The sequence below is a fragment of the Streptomyces sp. NBC_00353 genome (assembly GCF_036108815.1).
Classification (GTDB): Bacteria; Actinomycetota; Actinomycetes; order Streptomycetales; family Streptomycetaceae; genus Streptomyces.
This window is the reverse complement of sequence record NZ_CP107985.1, coordinates 1501069-1517061: the sequence shown is the minus strand read 5'-3', so window position 1 is coordinate 1517061 and position 15993 is coordinate 1501069. Positions and strand designations below refer to the sequence as shown.

12 protein-coding genes are annotated in these 15993 nt (G+C 69.4%); 8 read left to right on the top strand and 4 right to left on the bottom strand.

Translation table 11 applies throughout. The annotated features are described in order from the left end of the window. Positions 1–46 precede the first annotated feature (46 nt). The 4 genes from OHA88_RS07285 to OHA88_RS07270 all read left to right on the top strand — a co-directional run bounded on the left by OHA88_RS07285 (position 47) and on the right by OHA88_RS07270 (position 7387). Entirely contained in the window at positions 47–1720 is a 1674-nt protein-coding gene (locus OHA88_RS07285; RefSeq protein ID WP_328624741.1) for an extracellular solute-binding protein, read from the top strand. A 287-nt stretch (positions 1721–2007) separates the two neighbouring features. After that, positions 2008–2901 (top strand): glycoside hydrolase family 16 protein, encoded by an 894-nt coding sequence (locus OHA88_RS07280; RefSeq protein ID WP_328624740.1) that lies wholly within the window; start codon positions 2008–2010, stop codon positions 2899–2901. Positions 2902–3143: 242 nt separating this feature from the next. Continuing rightward, a complete protein-coding gene (locus OHA88_RS07275) occupies positions 3144–6011 on the top strand; it encodes a hypothetical protein (RefSeq protein WP_328624739.1) in 2868 nt (955 codons plus the stop codon). 200 nt (positions 6012–6211) lie between these two features. Further along, the gene (locus tag OHA88_RS07270; protein WP_328624738.1) at positions 6212–7387 is read left to right on the top strand and encodes a hypothetical protein; all 1176 of its coding nucleotides are present in this window, start codon (positions 6212–6214) and stop codon (positions 7385–7387) included. A gap of 177 nt (positions 7388–7564) precedes the next feature. On the opposite strand, the gene OHA88_RS07265 is transcribed toward OHA88_RS07270, so the two are convergent. Genes OHA88_RS07265 through OHA88_RS07255 form a run of 3 tightly spaced genes read right to left on the bottom strand, consistent with a single transcriptional unit; the run spans position 7565 to position 9741 of the window. Further along, positions 7565–7897, bottom strand: a complete 333-nt coding sequence (locus tag OHA88_RS07265; RefSeq protein ID WP_328624737.1) for a nuclear transport factor 2 family protein — start codon at positions 7895–7897, stop codon at positions 7565–7567. Between the two features lie 33 nt (positions 7898–7930). Continuing rightward, the gene (locus tag OHA88_RS07260) at positions 7931–8590 is read right to left on the bottom strand and encodes a response regulator transcription factor (RefSeq protein ID WP_328624736.1); all 660 of its coding nucleotides are present in this window, start codon (positions 8588–8590) and stop codon (positions 7931–7933) included. Then, the gene (locus OHA88_RS07255; RefSeq protein WP_328624735.1) at positions 8587–9741 is read right to left on the bottom strand and encodes a sensor histidine kinase; all 1155 of its coding nucleotides are present in this window, start codon (positions 9739–9741) and stop codon (positions 8587–8589) included. The genes OHA88_RS07260 and OHA88_RS07255 overlap by 4 nt, the downstream gene beginning before the upstream one ends. 106 nt (positions 9742–9847) lie before the next feature. On the opposite strand from OHA88_RS07255, the gene OHA88_RS07250 reads away from it, so the two are divergent. From OHA88_RS07250 to OHA88_RS07240, 3 genes are all read left to right on the top strand, one after another. Continuing rightward, positions 9848–10528, top strand: coding sequence for a response regulator transcription factor (locus OHA88_RS07250; protein WP_328624734.1), 681 nt, complete (start codon positions 9848–9850; stop codon positions 10526–10528). 218 nt (positions 10529–10746) lie between these two features. After that, a complete protein-coding gene (locus OHA88_RS07245) occupies positions 10747–11994 on the top strand; it encodes an amino acid decarboxylase (protein ID WP_328624733.1) in 1248 nt (415 codons plus the stop codon). A gap of 193 nt (positions 11995–12187) precedes the next feature. After that, positions 12188–12967 carry a helix-turn-helix transcriptional regulator gene (locus OHA88_RS07240; RefSeq protein WP_328629615.1) on the top strand — a complete coding sequence of 260 codons (780 nt, stop codon included), beginning with the start codon at positions 12188–12190 and terminating at the stop codon, positions 12965–12967. A 2-nt stretch (positions 12968–12969) separates the two neighbouring features. On the opposite strand, the gene OHA88_RS07235 is transcribed toward OHA88_RS07240, so the two are convergent. Next, positions 12970–14241 carry an alpha-L-fucosidase gene (locus OHA88_RS07235; protein WP_328624732.1) on the bottom strand — a complete coding sequence of 424 codons (1272 nt, stop codon included), beginning with the start codon at positions 14239–14241 and terminating at the stop codon, positions 12970–12972. Between the two features lie 455 nt (positions 14242–14696). Here OHA88_RS07235 and OHA88_RS07230 point away from each other — a divergent pair, with 455 nt between their 5' ends. After that, entirely contained in the window at positions 14697–15953 is a 1257-nt protein-coding gene (locus OHA88_RS07230) for a choice-of-anchor A family protein (protein WP_328624731.1), read from the top strand. Positions 15954–15993: the final 40 nt, after the last annotated feature.

Sequence of the window (15993 nt, the reverse complement as noted above, 5' to 3'; positions counted from 1 at the left end):
CCCACTTCGCCCCGGTCCGGGGTTCCTCGTGAAAGATCGGTTCGTCATGTCTTCTGGCATCTCCCGCAGAACTGTCCTGCGGACGATAGGCATCGGCACGGCGCTGGCCGCCACCGGCGTATCGCTGTCCGCGTGCTCCACCTCGGCAGGCGGCAACGCTCTGAGCAACGAAGGGAAGAAGCTGGCTCCGTGGCCGGACTACATCCCGCACCCGGACGCGCCGAAGCCGGATCTCGCCCCGAACGACAAGGGTGTACAGCCCGGATACACGGCGTACCCGAAGGAGCTGAAGCAGTCGGTCGCCGAGAAGCCCGGCGACGGATCCAAGGTGACCGTGTGGACCATCACTTGGGGTGCGCCGCCGAAGGCCAAGGAGAAGCACCAGCTGTGGCAGGCACTGAACAAGCAGCTCGGCGTCGACCTCGACCTCGTCGTGGTGCCGGCCATGGAGGCTCAGCAGAAGTTCGCAACCCTGGTGGCCGGCGGTGAACTGCCCGACATCCTCGCTGTGTCGCAGTATCTGCCGAACCCCACCGAACTGATCGCCGCCAGGTGCCAGGACCTCACGGAGTTCCTGTCCGGTGATGCCGTCAAGGAGTACCCGAACCTGGCCGCCATCCCCACTTACGCCTGGAAGGCCGCCGGGCGCATCGACGGCAAGCTCTACCGTTTCCCGGTGGAGCGTTCGCGGATCGGTCACTCCCTCTCCGCCAATCAGGAGCGGCTCAAGGAGGCCGGGATCTGGGTTCCGGAGATCGGCGGGATCACCGTCGACGACTTCACGAAAGGCCTTCAGCAGCTCTCCGGCCGGAAGAAGTGGGGGATGGGCGTGGCCGGCCTCGGGGCCTTCGGCTTCAACTCCGTCGTACCGATGTTCGGCGCTCCCAATCAGTGGGCGCTCAAGGACGGGCAGTTCACGTCCTGCATCGACAGCGACGGCTTCAAGGCCGGACTTGAGCAACTGGCCAAGTGGCAGAAGGCAGGCGTCTTCCGAGCGGACCCGCTCTCCCACGACGCCACGCTCGGCACCGACTTCCAGACCGGCGTCACAGCCACGGTGTCCCGGGCCAACATCGACTTCACCGGCAATGCGATCGCGATCAAGGACGGTTTCACCCTGGAAACCGTCCGCCCCCTCAAGCCCACCGACGGCGCAAGCCCCGGCCACTGGTTCAGCCCCGGCGCCGACTACTTCACCGCGCTGAAGAAGGCCCCCAAGCAGCGCATCAAGGTGTTGCTGCGCGTGATGAACTTTCTGGCCGCACCGTTCGGCACCAAGGAGTGGGAACTGGTCAACTACGGTGTGGAAGGGACCCACTTCACCCGCGGTGACGACGGCAGCCCGGTGCAGACCAAGCTCGCCCTCGACGGCGACAACAAGGACACCCTCGGCATCAGCTTCATCGCCACCGGTCAGCAGGTGCTGTTCCTGCCCGCCGGGGTCCCGGGCGGAGCCGAGTCGGTCAAGCGCCGCCACGCCTTCCAGACCGAAATCGCCGAGATCGGTGTCGTCGACCCATCGGTGGGGCTGCTCTCCAAGACCTGGTTCGCGAAGCAGAACGAGTTGATGCTCCTCAAGGAGGACGCCATCAAGGCGATCGTGATGGGCCGCAAGCCCCTCTCCTCCTGGGACTCCATGGTCAAGGAGTGGAAGGCCAAGGGCGGCGACCGGGCCGCCGAGGAATTCGCCAAGGAGTACGCAGCGGCCGCCAAGGCCTGATCCCTCAGAGCAGGTGGGGCCCGACCCGCCTCTCCCCTCGGGGGAGGGCCCCACCGTCACACCTCTTCACGTACGCCCGTGGAGAGCCGGCTGCCACGTCTGCGAACGGGGACGGCAGCACAGCGTCACACACTCTGCTTCGTCGAGCCGACGAAGTCGGCGTCCAGCGTCGACGGCGCCCCCCAGGACAGGCACCACCCAGAAGCTCACCGTCGCCCTCGGCCGAGCCGCCAAGGACGAGGTACCGCCGCTGCGGGCTTGCTTCCCCCCAACACAAGGAGGAGACAGTGCAACGACACAAGGTCCGATCCGTCCGGCGCGCGGCTCCGAGTGCCCTGCACATACGTACGTCGGCCGCCGCGGCGGGCCTCCTGGCGGCGACGCTCGTCGTCCCGGGCGCCACTCCTGCGCAGGCCGCCGGATTCGTCGATCCCCACACCCCGGTCGGCGTCCGCCCCAACGGCGGCAGCCCCCACGCAACACTCGTCTTCAGCGATGAGTTCTACGGCACCTCGCTCGACAGCTCCAAGTGGTCTTCGGTGGATTCGAAACGCCGGGACGGCCAGTACTTCGACAGCTGGTGGAAGCCGTCGAACGTCAAGGTCAACCCCAACCCCGATTCCATCAATGGCGGCAACCTGTGGATGTCGCTCTCCCAGCTGGGCGACGACCAGTACGCCACCGGTGAGATCGAGGGTCGCGGAAAGTTCGACTTCACCTACGGCACCGTCGAATGGCGCGCTCAAATGCCGCCCACGGAGGACCACTTCGGCGCCCTGTGGCTGATGCCGACCGGCGGCATCAACGGAGTGGACGGCACGGCCCGCGACGGCGGCGAGTACGACGTCATCGAGAGCACCCAGAAGGCCGACGCGTACGGCAACACCATCCACTACGACGGCTACGGCCCCGACCACAAGGCGTCCTCCGTCAATGTCGACGCTCTCGGCCTGCACAGCGGCTACCACACCTACGCCATCGAGTGGAAGCCCGGTCAGATCATCTACCGCTACGACGGCAACGTGGTCCGGACGGTCGTCGACCAGAACCTCATCAGCCAGGTGCCCATGTTTCCGGTCATCTCGCACGAGGCCGCCGAGTGGGCGGACGGCAGCATCTACGACGCTCCTCTCGACTACCACTCCACCATGTACGTCGACTACATCCGCATCTGGCAATAGAGGGCATCGCCTCGCGCAGTGGTCCACCGCCGCGAGCCCCACTGGGGCACGTACGACTCCAATGTCACCCGACACCGACCAGGCCAACCGGATCAACGGCTTGGAGACGGGCACGACCAGCAGCGACGTCCGGCCCGCACCCCCAGGACGTGGGCCCGCCGTCGACGGCGGGCCCACCCCACTCTCGGCACGCGTGCTGCACCCCGTGCCCTGGTTTTCGACTTCCCACCGGAGGAAAGCCCGTGTCCAGATCCACCCTGTCGCGCCTGACCAGCATCGCCATAGTGGGCGCCTCCCTGGCGGGCACCCTCGCTGTGGCCGTGCCCGCACCCTCGTACGCCGCCGAACTCGTCACCAACGGCGACTTCGAGCAGGTCGCCGCCGACGGCAGCATCGTCGGCTGGCCGCAGAGTGAGAACCGGGCCAGTGGCCACGCCACGATCGTGGACGGCGCGGGCCCCGACGGCAGCCGGGCCCTTGCCCTCGACCTCGGGGACCCGGGCGACAAGGCCGCGGTCGGCCAGGACATTCCCATCGCCGACAGCACCAGGTTCCAGGCGTACCGGATCACCTTCGACGAGCGGGCCGTCGGCCTCTCCGGCTACGGTGGCGACCTGTGGGCCCGCAACTTCGGCCACGACGCCGTCGTGGGCCGGATCACCGGAGACACGGGCTGGCGCAAGGCCAACGCTGTCGTCCTCGCCCGGCCCGGCGCCAAGGCCGTCAACCTGCTCCTCGCCCTCGAACAGACCACCGGCCGCATGCTCATCGACAACGTCGAGGTCGAGCACCTCGAGGGCAACGCCGTGGGTGCCAACGTCCAGCCCACCGGGGCCGTCCAGCTCGCCTGGCACTTCGCCGCAATCGACGACACCCCGGCCTCGTACCAGGTTCACCGCTCGACCCACGTGCACTTCACCCCGAGCGAGAAGACCCTGATCCGCGAGGTCCCCGACGCGTGGACCGCGGAGGACGGTTCGGCCCGCCCCGGTCGGCGCTATACCTACAAGGTCGTCGCCCTCGCCGCAGACGGCACAAAGCTGGCCACCACCGACCCCGAGACCGTCACCATGCCCTCGGCCTTCCTGGACGAGCAGCGGACGAATGTGCTGACGGCGACCGAGGACAGCGAGGGGGCCCGTCTCGCGTGGCGGCTCAAGGCCGGCACCAAGGGTCCGGTGACGCTGTATGCGGGTGGCCCCGAGGTTGCCGACGGCAAGTTGCACAAGGCCCGCAAGGTCGGTACGTACGGCGGTCACGCAACCACCGGCGGCGTCACGCTGCGGGACGGGGGGCGCCGCGGCGCCACCGGATTCGCAGTCGTCGGACAGGGCGGCAAGGTCCTCGCCACCGCGAGCCTGGCGAGCCTGCAGCACCCGCGGATGGGAGTCACCGACGACAAACTCGCCGCGATCCGCGCCGCGATCCAGCAGGACGGCACCCCCAAGTCGACGTACAGCAGCATCGTGAACAGAGTTGCCAAAGGCCTGCCGGGCTACAACTACCGCCCGGGCGAGGCACAGGCGTCCTGGGCCCAGGACGCCGCCCTCCTCTACCAGGTCAGCCAGGACCCGGCCTACGCACAGACCGCCTACGACGCGCTCATCGAGTCCGGCCGGACCATGCCGTTCATCAATGGCACCGCGTACTCCGGGTCCGCGGCCCTGGAGACCGCCAACGCCTCGGGGCCCCTGGCCACCGCCTATGACTGGGCCTACCCGGGCTGGACACCCGAGCAGCGTGCCGAGGCGCAGAAGGTGCTGCAGCGCGTCGCCGCCTATCTGGAGGTCTCGTACCACCCGAACTTCGACCTGCCGACCAAGCAGAGCAACTGGACCGCGGTGGTGCGCGGCGCCGAGCTGTCGCTGCGGCTCGCGGTGCGCGGCGACGGCCCGTTCGACCTGCAGGAGTACCGCATTCCGCAGTTGATCGACGCACTCGGCCGGCACTTGGACACCGCGTACTCCGACGCGGGCTGGGACCAGGAGGGCATGGACTACTTCAGCTACGGGCTCGGCGTCGGAGCACCCGGTGTCGTCGGCTCCATCGACGCCGGCATCGGGGCGCTCAAGGCGAAGTGGCAGCGGCCCGGATTCGCCGGTCTGGTGATGCACAGTGTCTCGGCGCAGCCCGACAACGCCCGGTTGCAGTGGGGAGTCGCCACCACCACGGGTGCGGTGCCCATCCCGGGCCTGATCTTCACCCAGGTGCCCGCCGATCAGCGGGCGGCGTGGCTGTGGCAGTACCAGAAGACGGTCGGCGGCGGGGGCGGCGCCTACGGCCTGCTCAACTACCCGTACGGGGTGACCCAGCAGGACCCCGACGGGGGACCGGAGGCGGTTCGTGAGGCGATTCTCGACGACCACGGCGGCTCGTACCTGTTCCGCAGCCGCTACCAGGACAAGGACGACGTGCTGGTCGGCGCCCAGAACCGCAACGACAACCACATCGGCTGGGGAGGCTTCGACACCTTCGCTCTGTCGCTGGTCGGCCAGGACGTGACGTGGGCCCGGCAGCCTGCCAAGGACTACGCCAAGCGGGAGCTGTTCTCCAAGCCGCTGATCGATGGCTTCCCGGAGAAGCGCAGCACGGACAGCATCGCGGGCAAGGGCGAGACCCTGGAATCCCGGGCCTACGCCGGCCAGGGCGGCGGTTACATCTCCCTCGACGGTCACCTCAACTACGAGCTGGCCAAGGCTCACCGCGACCTGGCGGTCGATCTGCGCCCGGTCGACGGGGCGGATTCCGTCATTGCCGTCCACGACGAGTTCGCGGACTCCGCCTCGCACCGCTACGACTGGCAGTTGGCGCCCGAGGCCGGCACGACGATCACCTTCGGTGAGGCCGAGTCGGGTGCGAAGACCTTCCTCTTCAAGAAGGGGGAGGGGTACCTCAAGGGCTGGATTCTCGCCCCCGAGGGCGCCGAACTCTCTGTCGACAAGGGCGCGTTCAAGGTGACGCGTAGTGGCACGGACTCCGACTTCAAGATCGTCCTGGCTGTCGGCAAGGGCACTCCGCCCACGGCCACCACATCAGGCGATGTGCTGACACTCGGTCACACCACCTACGACCTCGGCAATCTCAAGGGCTTCAGTCCGGCTGGAGGCTGACGGAACTCCGCGGGAGCCGCTGGTACCTGACGATCGGCGGCTCCCGCGGCGTGCGGAACCCGTCGTTGATCATCCTGAGTGGCATCCGTCGACCTGCCCCAGACCACTGACAACACCGGGACTCGTTCCCCCCGTGATCCACCGGCCCGTCGTCGGCGGCGGGCCGGTGTCCCCCCACCCCCCCAACATGAGGAGGAAAGTTGCAGAGCCGCAACCTCCGGTCAATCCGGCGTCTCGCTCGCATACCCGCACTCGCCCGCAGGATCACGGTCCTCGCGGCCACCCTGCTGATCGCTGCGCTGCCCGCCCTCAGCACCCCGGCTGCCGCCGCGGCCGGCTTCCCCGTCTTCGTCAATGAACGCGGCGCGAACCGGCCGACTTTGGAGCAGTACGGCTCGACCCGCTCCACGGTCGTGTACGACGTCTTCGCCTTCACATGCGACACGGCAGGCTGCTATTCGAACGGCGGGGCACTCCCGTCTGAGGCCACGTACGAGGCCAAGGTCAAGGAATACATGGGTGCGAACCAGTTCGGCGGCGCGGCCACCGCTCCGGTCGTGCTCGACTTCGAGTCGATCGAGCTCACCCAGGTGCCGACGGGCCAGGCGGCGACGAACGCCTACAACCTCTGGCGTCAGCTGCTGACCTGGACCCACACCGCCGCCCCGCAGGCCCCGGTCTGCCACTACGGCTACGACTGGCTGACCCAGAACCAGAATCTGATCAAGCAGTTGCACACGGACAACCTGCTCAACTGCTTCGCACCCAGGGCGTACTTCTACGACGGCCAGACGCTGACCAGCTGGGACAGCAATCTCGACCAGTCCGTCGCCCGCGACCGGGCCATGGCGCCGAGCCACCCGATCTACCCGTACGTCAACCCGACGTCCTTCCAGTCGGAGAGCTATGTGCCCGGCAACACCTGGGCACACATGTTCGCCAAGGTGAAGGCAGTGGCGGACGGCGTTGTCATCTGGGAGCCCAGCGTCAAGGACGCCAATGCCTGTGCATGGATTTCACAACATTCGTACGAGATGGGGGTCATTACCGGAACCACCAGCAGCGGCCCGTTGAAGGCCACGGCCTCGCCGCCGAGCGGTAACTGCACAGTGACCCGCGGGACCACCACCACCGTGCCGGTCACCATCACCAACACCTCCAGCTCCACCACCGCCGCCACCCAGATGCAGAGCTTCGCCGACACCCCGGGCTTCTCCGGCAGCTGGCAGTACTGGAATGTGCCCTCGCTCGCACCGGGCGCGAGCTGGTCGACGTCCCTGCCCATGGCGATCGCATCGACGCAGACGGCCGGTACGGCGCTGCTGCACATCCGCACCGGCCTCAGCGACACCCGCTGGGCGGTGATCGTCCAGTGACCGTGGCCCGGTTCGAGAGGTAGGCGTACGGACCGGACGCGACGGGTTCCACCGCCACGGGTTCCGCTCGGACATGCGGAGCTCGTGGCGCGGTCGCGGACAAGGGTGCCCCGAGGCTCCGGATAGGGAAGGGGCCGAGCTGTCGGCGGGGCCGGTCCGGTCGTGCAGCCGGCGCGGTCAGGCCCGGCCGGTGTCGAACCGGCTGACCTTGCCGTCCTCGACCGTGAAGGCCCACGTGGTGCGCATGGCGCCCCAGGTGTCGTTGCGGTACTCGGCGACGAGGGACAGGCCGTCGTCCGTCTGGGACTCGATGTCCATGTGGCCGTTGGAGGAGAAGACCTCCCGCTCGGTCCACTCTTCCAGGTCCCGCTCGGCCCCGTCGTCGGACATCGTCGCGCCGGGGGCGAGAGCTGCCCGAAAAGCGTCCCGGTCATGCGCGTTGACCGCCTCCACGAGGGCACGGACGGCGGGTTCGGTCAGCTGCGAGGTGGGGATCACGTGTCTCCTCATCCCTGTGTTTCCTGTTGGGCACGGGCATAGCTGTCATGCCTGGTCGTCGAGACCCGCACGGTAGGCGATCCGCGCGGCCTTGACGCGGCTGTCCGCACCCAGCTTCGCGAGGATGCTGCTGACGTGACCCTTGACCGTGCCCTCGGTCATACCGAGCGCGGAGGCAATGTCGGTATTGGTCAGCCCGCGTGCGAGCAGCCGCAGCACCTCGTGCTCACGCGGGCTGAGCGAGGCGATTCTGCTCCCTTCTTCGGGGTCGGCCCGCGAGGCGCGGTCGGCCAGGCCGTCCACCAGACGGCGGGCCACCGGTGGGCCGAGCGCGGAATGACCGCCGTGCACGTCGCGGATGGCGCGCAGAAGGTCGTCGGGCGGCGTGTCCTTGAGCAGGAAACCGGCCGCTCCGGCCCGTAGCGCGACCCGTACCGACTCGTCCTCGTGGAATGTTGTGAGCATGAGGATCCGCGGTGGGTGCGGGAGGTTCAGAAGGCGTCCGATGGACTCGAGTCCGTCGAGCCTCGGCATTCGGACGTCGAGCAGGACCACATCCGGCTGGAGCTCCCCGGCCCGGGCCACCGCCTCCTCGCCGTCGACGGCTTCGCCGCACACTTCGATGTCGGGGCTGGAGTCCATGATCCAGGTCAGCCCGCGGCGCGTGATCTCGTTGTCGTCGGCGAGCAGGACACGGATGGTCATGACACTCCTCGTCGGTGGGGAATGAAGGCCGACACGAGGAATCCGTCGCCGTGCGGTCCCGCTGTGAGTGTCCCGCCAAGGAGCTCGACGCGCTCGGCCAGGCCGACGAGTCCGTGCCCGCCGCTCGGCAGGTCCGCCGACGAATGACCGGTTGGCGCGCCGTTGCCGACGCTGACATGTACCCCGTCGCTGCGGCAGTCCACGTCGATGCGCACACGCGCGCCCGGAGCGTGCTTCGCGGCGTTGGTCAGGGACTCCTGGACGATCCGGTGCAAGGCGCGCTGCACGGGCGCCGACAGGGTCTCGGGGTGGCCGTTGACCTGCAGCTGAACCGATTGGCCGCGTTCGGTCGCATGGGCCGCGATCCCGGGCAGCTGGGCGACGTCCGACTGTGGTGCGGTGGGGGCCCAGTGGACCGGATGCCCCATGGACAGCACACCGAGGATCTCCCGCAGCTCCTCCAATGCCTGGCGGCCGTCGGACCTGATGAGCTCGGCGGTACGGACCACATCCGGATGCCCGGCCGCGGGACCCACCTGCAGGGCGCCCGCCGCCAGCACCATGTTGCTGACCCGGTGGCCCACCACGTCGTGCATCTCGCGGGCGATGGCCGCGCGCTCCTCCGCCCGCGCCCGCTCGTCAAGGACGAGGTGCTCGCGCTCCAGGTCCGCCACGCGTGCCTGTGTGGCGGCCGTCAGATCACGCCGCACCGCGACCACGTACCCGACAGCCAGCGGGCCCAGGATCAGTGCCAGTGAGTACGCGGCCTCGCGCACCCCGGCGTCCGGCAGCCCGCCGCGCAGTCCGGCGATGCCCGCGGAGAATCCGGCCACGGTGTACGCGGCGAGGACCCGCGGTCGCCGATGCACCGTGCCGATTGTGTACATGGCGACCGCAAGCGCGACCGGCGTGAACGTCACGACATACGCCACGAGGACCACGACGGCCACCAGGTCGGGGCGGCTCCTGCGCCACCACAGCGTGGCGCCCACGGCGCCCGAGGCAGCCGCGATCACGGGCGTCGGCAGCCCTGTGAGCAGCCCACTGGACGGCTTGACCCAGGAATCGACGACGCCCAGGGCAATGACCACAGCGGTGACCAGCGCATCCACGCGACGCGGCGACCAATGGGGCCTTTCCTGCGCGGGCATGCCGTCACCGTAGATCGGCAGTGGCCCCACCGGCTCGGCGACGAGCTGGCCCCTTCACCCGTTCGGGCCGTCCACGGGCCCGGGGCGCTGCGCCGGGTGACGATGGGTGCGTGAGGCACACGACATGATCACGGTTCTGCTAGCGGACGACGACCCGGCGGCACGGCAGGGGCTCCGCACGATCATCGACTCGAGCCCGGACGCAAGGGTGGTCGCCGAGGCATGGGACGGCCGGTCGGCGGTCGACCAGGCACGGCGACTGCTGCCGGATGTCGTGGTCATGGACGTACGGATGCCGGGGACCGACGGCATCGCCGCCACCCGGAAGCTTCGTGAGCTGCCCACACCGCCCGCCGTGCTGATCCTCACGGCGTTCGGCCTCGAGGAGTACGTGGAACAGGCGCTGAAGGCGGGCGCGTCCGGTTTCCTGATCAAGGACACGCCGCCCGCCGACCTGCTGAGCGCCCTACGCAGCCTCGCCGAGGGACACGCCGTCTTCGCCCCCGCGGTCACCGGCCAGGTCATCGATCTCACCACCGGCGAGGTCCAGGCACCCACCGACTCCGAGTACGCCGAGCTCATCACTTCCCTGACCGATCGTCAGGTCGAGGTGCTCCGCCTGCTCGCCCTCGGCCTGTCCAACGCGAACATCGCCACCGAACTCGGCATGACCGAGGGCACGGTGAAGGGGCATGTGACGCAGCTGCTCGCGCGGCTCGGGGTCACGAACCGGGTGGCGGCCGCCCGAATCGCCTACCGGGCGGGACTCTCCACAGGGGACGCCTGACACCGACCCGCCCCCGTCGAAGGTGAGGGGTGCCCCCGACGAAAGGCGTGCCCGGGCCCGATGTGCGCCGGGCGACGATGAATGCGTTGCCCGTACGCGAGGTGTCCGTCCGCCCCGCGCACGGCTGCCGGACGGCGCCGCACGGACCGGGGGAGACCACCCTCCCCGCGCGGAGTCGCCTCGTTCGCCCGGTGCCCACGCTGATGGAGAGCCCGACATTGACGCAGCATCCTTCTGCCCAGGCGGCACGCAGGACCTGGTTCCTGGCCGTCGGCGGCCCGCTCGGTCACCACATGGCCGCGCTCTCGGCTCCCGCACTCGGGCGCATCTTGATGGTGCAGCGTGATGCCCCTGCCGCGGTGACCGAAGGCCTCGTCCTGTCCGGGCTCGACGCAGGATTTCTGCTGCCGACGGTCGATTCGGAACATGGCGTCGCGCATGTGGTGCGGGCCGTCGACCTGACGGAGGCGCTGGCCGTGCAGGACCAGGTGGCCGCCGTGCACGTCGTGTCACCCAGCCGGTGCGGGGCGGTGGCGGACATCCCTGCACTCGCCGAGGCGGCGCACTCGGCCGGCGTTCCGCTGATGGTCGACGAAACGTGGCGGGAGCCGCTGTGCGCAGTCCACCCGGACCTTCCGCCCGGTGCGCTCGCGCAGGGCGCCGACCTGGTCGTTGCCGGTGAAGTCCGGCTCGGGGAGGCGATGTCGGGGGCGGTGCTGCTGCGCCTGGGGCACGGTTCCCAGGCGGAGCGGCTGGAGCCCTCGGTGGACAAGGCGTTCGATTTCGTGCGGTCCATGGCAGGGAGCGGGGATCCGGCGGGGGCGTCGGAGCGGGCCCGTACGGTGCCGCCGACGGCACCCGACCGGATACAGGCCGCCATCGCCTCGGCGGAACAAATCCGGGACGCGATACGTGGACAGGGGCGGTTCGCGCTTGTCGGCGATGGCTTCGGACGCTTCCCGGAGATCGCGGCCGCCGACCCGCTCCGTATCGCGGTCGACACCGGGGCCGGCGGCATCTGCGCGTACGACGCCCGCAGCAGGCTGGCCGACGGGCATCGCATCCGGGTCGAGGCCGTCACCGGATCCGTGATCGTTGTGTCGGTCGCCGCAGGATCCGCGTCCTGCACGGAGCAGTTCATCGATGCCGTTCACGCACTGCCCTCGCCACGGACTCCGGCTCATGCGGCGCTGCAGGTGTCCCCGCCCGCGCCCGGACCTGCACAACTGACGGTCCGCGAAGCCTATTTCGCCAGGAGCCGGACGGTTGCCGCGGCGGAGGCCGTGGGACGTCTGTCGGCCTCCGCCGTGACGGCCTGTCCGCCGGGCGTGCCGGTCGTCCTGCCCGGCGAGGTGATCACCGCGCAGACGGTGGCCTTCCTCGCGTTGGTGGCGGCGTCGCCGTCGGGCCGGGTGCAAGGGGCGGCAGCCGCCGATGCCACCTTGCTGCGCGTGGTGGACGAGTAGTTTTTCCGACGTCCCGCCTGCCGCGCGCCCGGCGTCCGGTGGCCCCGCGTACGTCGTCGCGCTCGTGCGCTGTGGGACCGGACGACCGCGGGGCCGAACGGCTGCGGGGCTGGACGCCGCCCGCTGCTCGCGCCCCTTGTAGGCACAGTGGCCTCTCCCTCGCTGGTAGGTTTTCATCGTGCGTACCGCTGCCATGACCGGCTCCCTCGTCCAGGTGTGCCTGGATCAGCCACCCCGTGTGGCGAGCGTGGGCGTCGGCGTGCATGGGACCGGGAGCCTTCGCGACGTATTCCGGCTGCCGGATCTGTGGCAACTGCATCTGTACCGGTATGCGGGCGAGCTCACCGTCGACGGCGTGGTGCACGCGATCCGGCCTGGACACGTGAGCCTGGCGCCGCCCGGTGCATTGGTGCAGTACCGCTACCGCGGGCGATCCGAGCACCTCTATGCGCACCTGGAACTTCCGCAGTCCGGCGAGCGGTTGACCGTCCCCCTGATGCAGAACGCCGGTGCGGAGGCGCCGATGCTGTCCGGTCTGCTGCAGCAGGCCGTCGCGGTGGCTCCGCGCAGCCAGGCCCGGGCCTCCGCCGAGGTGTGGGCCGCCCTGTGGCGGGTTGCCGAGCTGGCGGCGCCCCGAGGTGCGGGTGCAGAGCGGGCCCACAGCCCGGTCGCCGCGGCCGTCGCCCATGTCGAGGCCCACCTGGCAGGGCCGCTGTCCGTGCCCGAAGTGGCGGAGGCCGCCGGGGTTTCGCACAACCACCTCATCCGGTTGTTCCGGGCGGAGACCGGCGGCACCGTCGTTGCGTACATCCGGCGGCGCAGGATGGAGCAGGCCCGCCATCTGCTCCGCGAGTCGACGCTGTCGATCCCCGCCGTGGCGGCTTCGGTAGGCATTGGCGATCTGCAGGCCTTCAACAAAGCGTGCCGGCGCGAACTGGGCGCGTCGCCGCGCGCGATCCGTGCCGGCGGCTGACATCAGTCGCGGCCGGCGCCCTGGTACAGGTCGAGCTCGCCGTCGAGCTCCACGGCCAGCACGGTGGCGTACTCGTCCACATCCGCGCCCGTGGGGGCGTCGATCCACTGCACTCCGGGCACTTCGCCGAGGCCGCCGACGACCCGGTGGCCGAGCTCGGTGCCCGAACCGACCACGCTCACCCGCTTGACCGGGGTCCGCAGGCCGCGCAGGCCGATGGTCTCGCGCGGTGCGTCGAAACAGATCAGATAGAGGGTGCGGCGGTCCGCGGACAGGGTGCTCGGACCGTAGTGGTGCCCTGCCGGGAGCCCGGCGACCGTGCCGTACACGGCGCCGCAGTGCTTGGCGATCCAGCCCCCGAGTCCTTCGAGACGCTCGACCTGCTCGGCAGGGATCGTGCCGTCCTCCTTGGGGCCGACGTCGAGGAGCAGATTGCCGCCCATTCCGATGGTCTCGGCGAAATAACGCACCAGCTGGCGCACGGACTTGTGGTTGTGGTCGTGGTGCTGGTATCCCCAGGAATCGTTGACGGTCAGGCACAGCTCCCACGGCCCGTCCGGCGCCTGCAGCGGCACGCCCTGCTCGGGCGTGGCGTAGTCCCCGTAGCTGAGCATCCGCGCATTGAGGACGGTGTCCGGGTTGCCCGCGAGGATCTCCTCGGAGAGCTCCCGCATCTTCCACTGTTCCTCGCTGCGCTCCCACTCGCCGTCGAACCACAGCAGGTCGGGGCGGAAGTGCTCGACGAGCTCGGCGACCTGGGCATTGCGGTACGCCAGGTAGCGTGCCCAGGCCTCGGGGTCCTCCGTGCCGGGTGCGGCCGAGGCGTAACGGTTGCCGGCCACCTCCTCGTTCGGTGGGTCGGTGTGCACCGTGCTCGCATAGTCGGGGTGGTTCCAGTCCGAGTGCGAGTAGTACAGGCCGACCTTGAGGCCCTGCTCGCGCAGCGCGTCGGCGTACCCGGCAAGGAGATCGCGGCCGGCGGGCGTATGCCGCACGAGATTCAGATCGCCCTGCTCGGTGTCCCAGAGGGCCACGCCGTCGTGGTGGCGTGCGGTCAGCACCGCGTACTTGGCGCCGACACGCGCGAACAGCTCCGCCCAGGCCTTCGGGTCGTACTTCGAGGCCGTGAAGCGGTCGAGCTGCTTCATGTACTGCTCGTGCGTGACCTGGCCGGTGTAGAACGACCAGGACTCGGGGACGCCGTCGACGGCGTAGATCCCGTAATGGATGAAGATGCCCAACTTGGCATCGGAGAACCAGGGCTGCATTGGCATGCGATCACGCTAGGCAGGGGTACGCCGTCCGCGCGTGGGGCGCAGTCACCACTACTGGTCTGTTTTCACCCTGTGGGTGACTGGCAGAGGAACGCTCAGGGCAGCAGACTTCGGCCGGATCGACTCGCCGGCTGGGTTCCGTACCGAACGGTGCCCAGCCCTCTGCGCGGTAGCGGTGGCAACGCCGCCGCGCTTTGGTGATGTCGGCCAGGAGCTCCGGCTGACGGCATCAGGTGCCCGTGCACGGCCGTCGTACCGCCGAAGGGACGGTGGCGCCGACCGGTCCGATCGACAACTGAGCTGTGGGAGGTCACAACTTCCCGTGCGTGGGCGGCGAATTAATAAGACGTCAGCTGCCAAACCGACCATTGGTCTTGACCAATGACCTTGTTCGTCGAAACGATGACGGCCGATCCCACCCCCCATGTGACACTTCTGCGGGAGAACCCGAACCCATGCGCATATCCACGTCCGCCGCTGTCCTCACGCTCGGCGGATCTCTCGCCCTGGGCCTGGGCATGTCCCCGGTTGCCCAGGCAGCACCCCGTGACGCGGCCGGCCCCTGCTCCACGGGCGCCTTCGGAATCGCCGCCCACTACGGCGAGTTCGTCCTGGGAGACGACACCCACACTCCCGACGCCGAAGGCGCAGTCGCGGTCGGCGGCAACGCCGACTTCACCGGCGGCTTCAGCATCGGCCACGAACTGACCGATGCCGAGCTGGCGGTCCTGCCCGGCCGCGCAGCGCTCGTGGTGCGCGGCACCACCGAGACGGGCTCCTCCTTCACCGTGGTGGAGAAGGGGAACGCCGTCGTGGGCGGCGACATCAACGGCGGGCACACCATCGAGTTGAAGAGTGGCTCGCTGAGCAGGAATGCCCATTTCATCGACTTCGAAGGCGAGTTCGCGAAGCTTCGCGCGCTGTCCACGGGTCTGGCGGTCGAGCCGATGACCACGGGTGCGAATGTCACCCCGAAGATCGACGGTGGCAGCACCGCGCTGACACTCACCGGGAGCCACAGCGACCGCAACGTCTTCACTGTCCCGGCCGTCGAACTGATGAAGGCGAAGGAGGTGTACATCAGGGTGCCGAGCGGCGCGACCACCGTCGTCAACGTCACCGGAGACATCTACGACATGGCGAAGGCAGGCACCACCGGCTTCTTCCTCGCCGCCGGTGACGGAAAATTCATCCTGGACGACAAGTCGCAGAGTGCGGACAGCGGCGCCGTGCGCGCCAAGCTCCTGTGGAACTTCCCGGATGCCAAAACGATCACCAAGCACAGCAACGCAGCCTGGCCCGGCACTGTCCTGGCCCCGCAGGCGCATTTCGAGCTCGGTTCCGGCGCGCCTGTCAACGGCTCGCTGCTTGTCGCATCGTTGCACGGCACGGGTGGTGCGGAGACACACCACTACCCGTTCAACGGCTGCCTGGCGCCCGTCACCCCGGCGTCGGCGCCGAGCGGGACACCGTCCGAAACTTCGGCGGGCCCGGGCGCAGCGACCCCCTCGGACTCCCCGTCGCCGACCGGCTCGCAGACGCCCGGCGCCACCCCGTCCGCGTCCGTCAGGCCGCATCAGGCCGACGGCGGGCTGGCCGCGACCGGCGCGAACGGCACGATCCCGATGACGATCGGTGCGGGCATCGTGGTACTGGCGGGCGCGGGCATCGTCCTCGTGACCCGGCGTCGCAAGGCCGGCGCGCGCACCTGACGCGCCGCAGCCGGCCCGGCAGGGTGAGCGACCACGCCCC

Coding starts and splice junctions, on each gene's coding strand:
- OHA88_RS07265 (WP_328624737.1), bottom strand. CDS start 7,897: ATGAGGAGACACGTGATCCCCACCTCGCAGCTGACCGAACCCGCCGTC.
- OHA88_RS07235 (WP_328624732.1), bottom strand. CDS start 14,241: ATGCCAATGCAGCCCTGGTTCTCCGATGCCAAGTTGGGCATCTTCATC.
- OHA88_RS07285 (WP_328624741.1), top strand. CDS start 47: ATGTCTTCTGGCATCTCCCGCAGAACTGTCCTGCGGACGATAGGCATC.
- OHA88_RS07260 (WP_328624736.1), bottom strand. CDS start 8,590: ATGACCATCCGTGTCCTGCTCGCCGACGACAACGAGATCACGCGCCGC.
- OHA88_RS07230 (WP_328624731.1), top strand. CDS start 14,697: ATGCGCATATCCACGTCCGCCGCTGTCCTCACGCTCGGCGGATCTCTC.
- OHA88_RS07240 (WP_328629615.1), top strand. CDS start 12,188: ATGACCGGCTCCCTCGTCCAGGTGTGCCTGGATCAGCCACCCCGTGTG.
- OHA88_RS07255 (WP_328624735.1), bottom strand. CDS start 9,741: ATGCCCGCGCAGGAAAGGCCCCATTGGTCGCCGCGTCGCGTGGATGCG.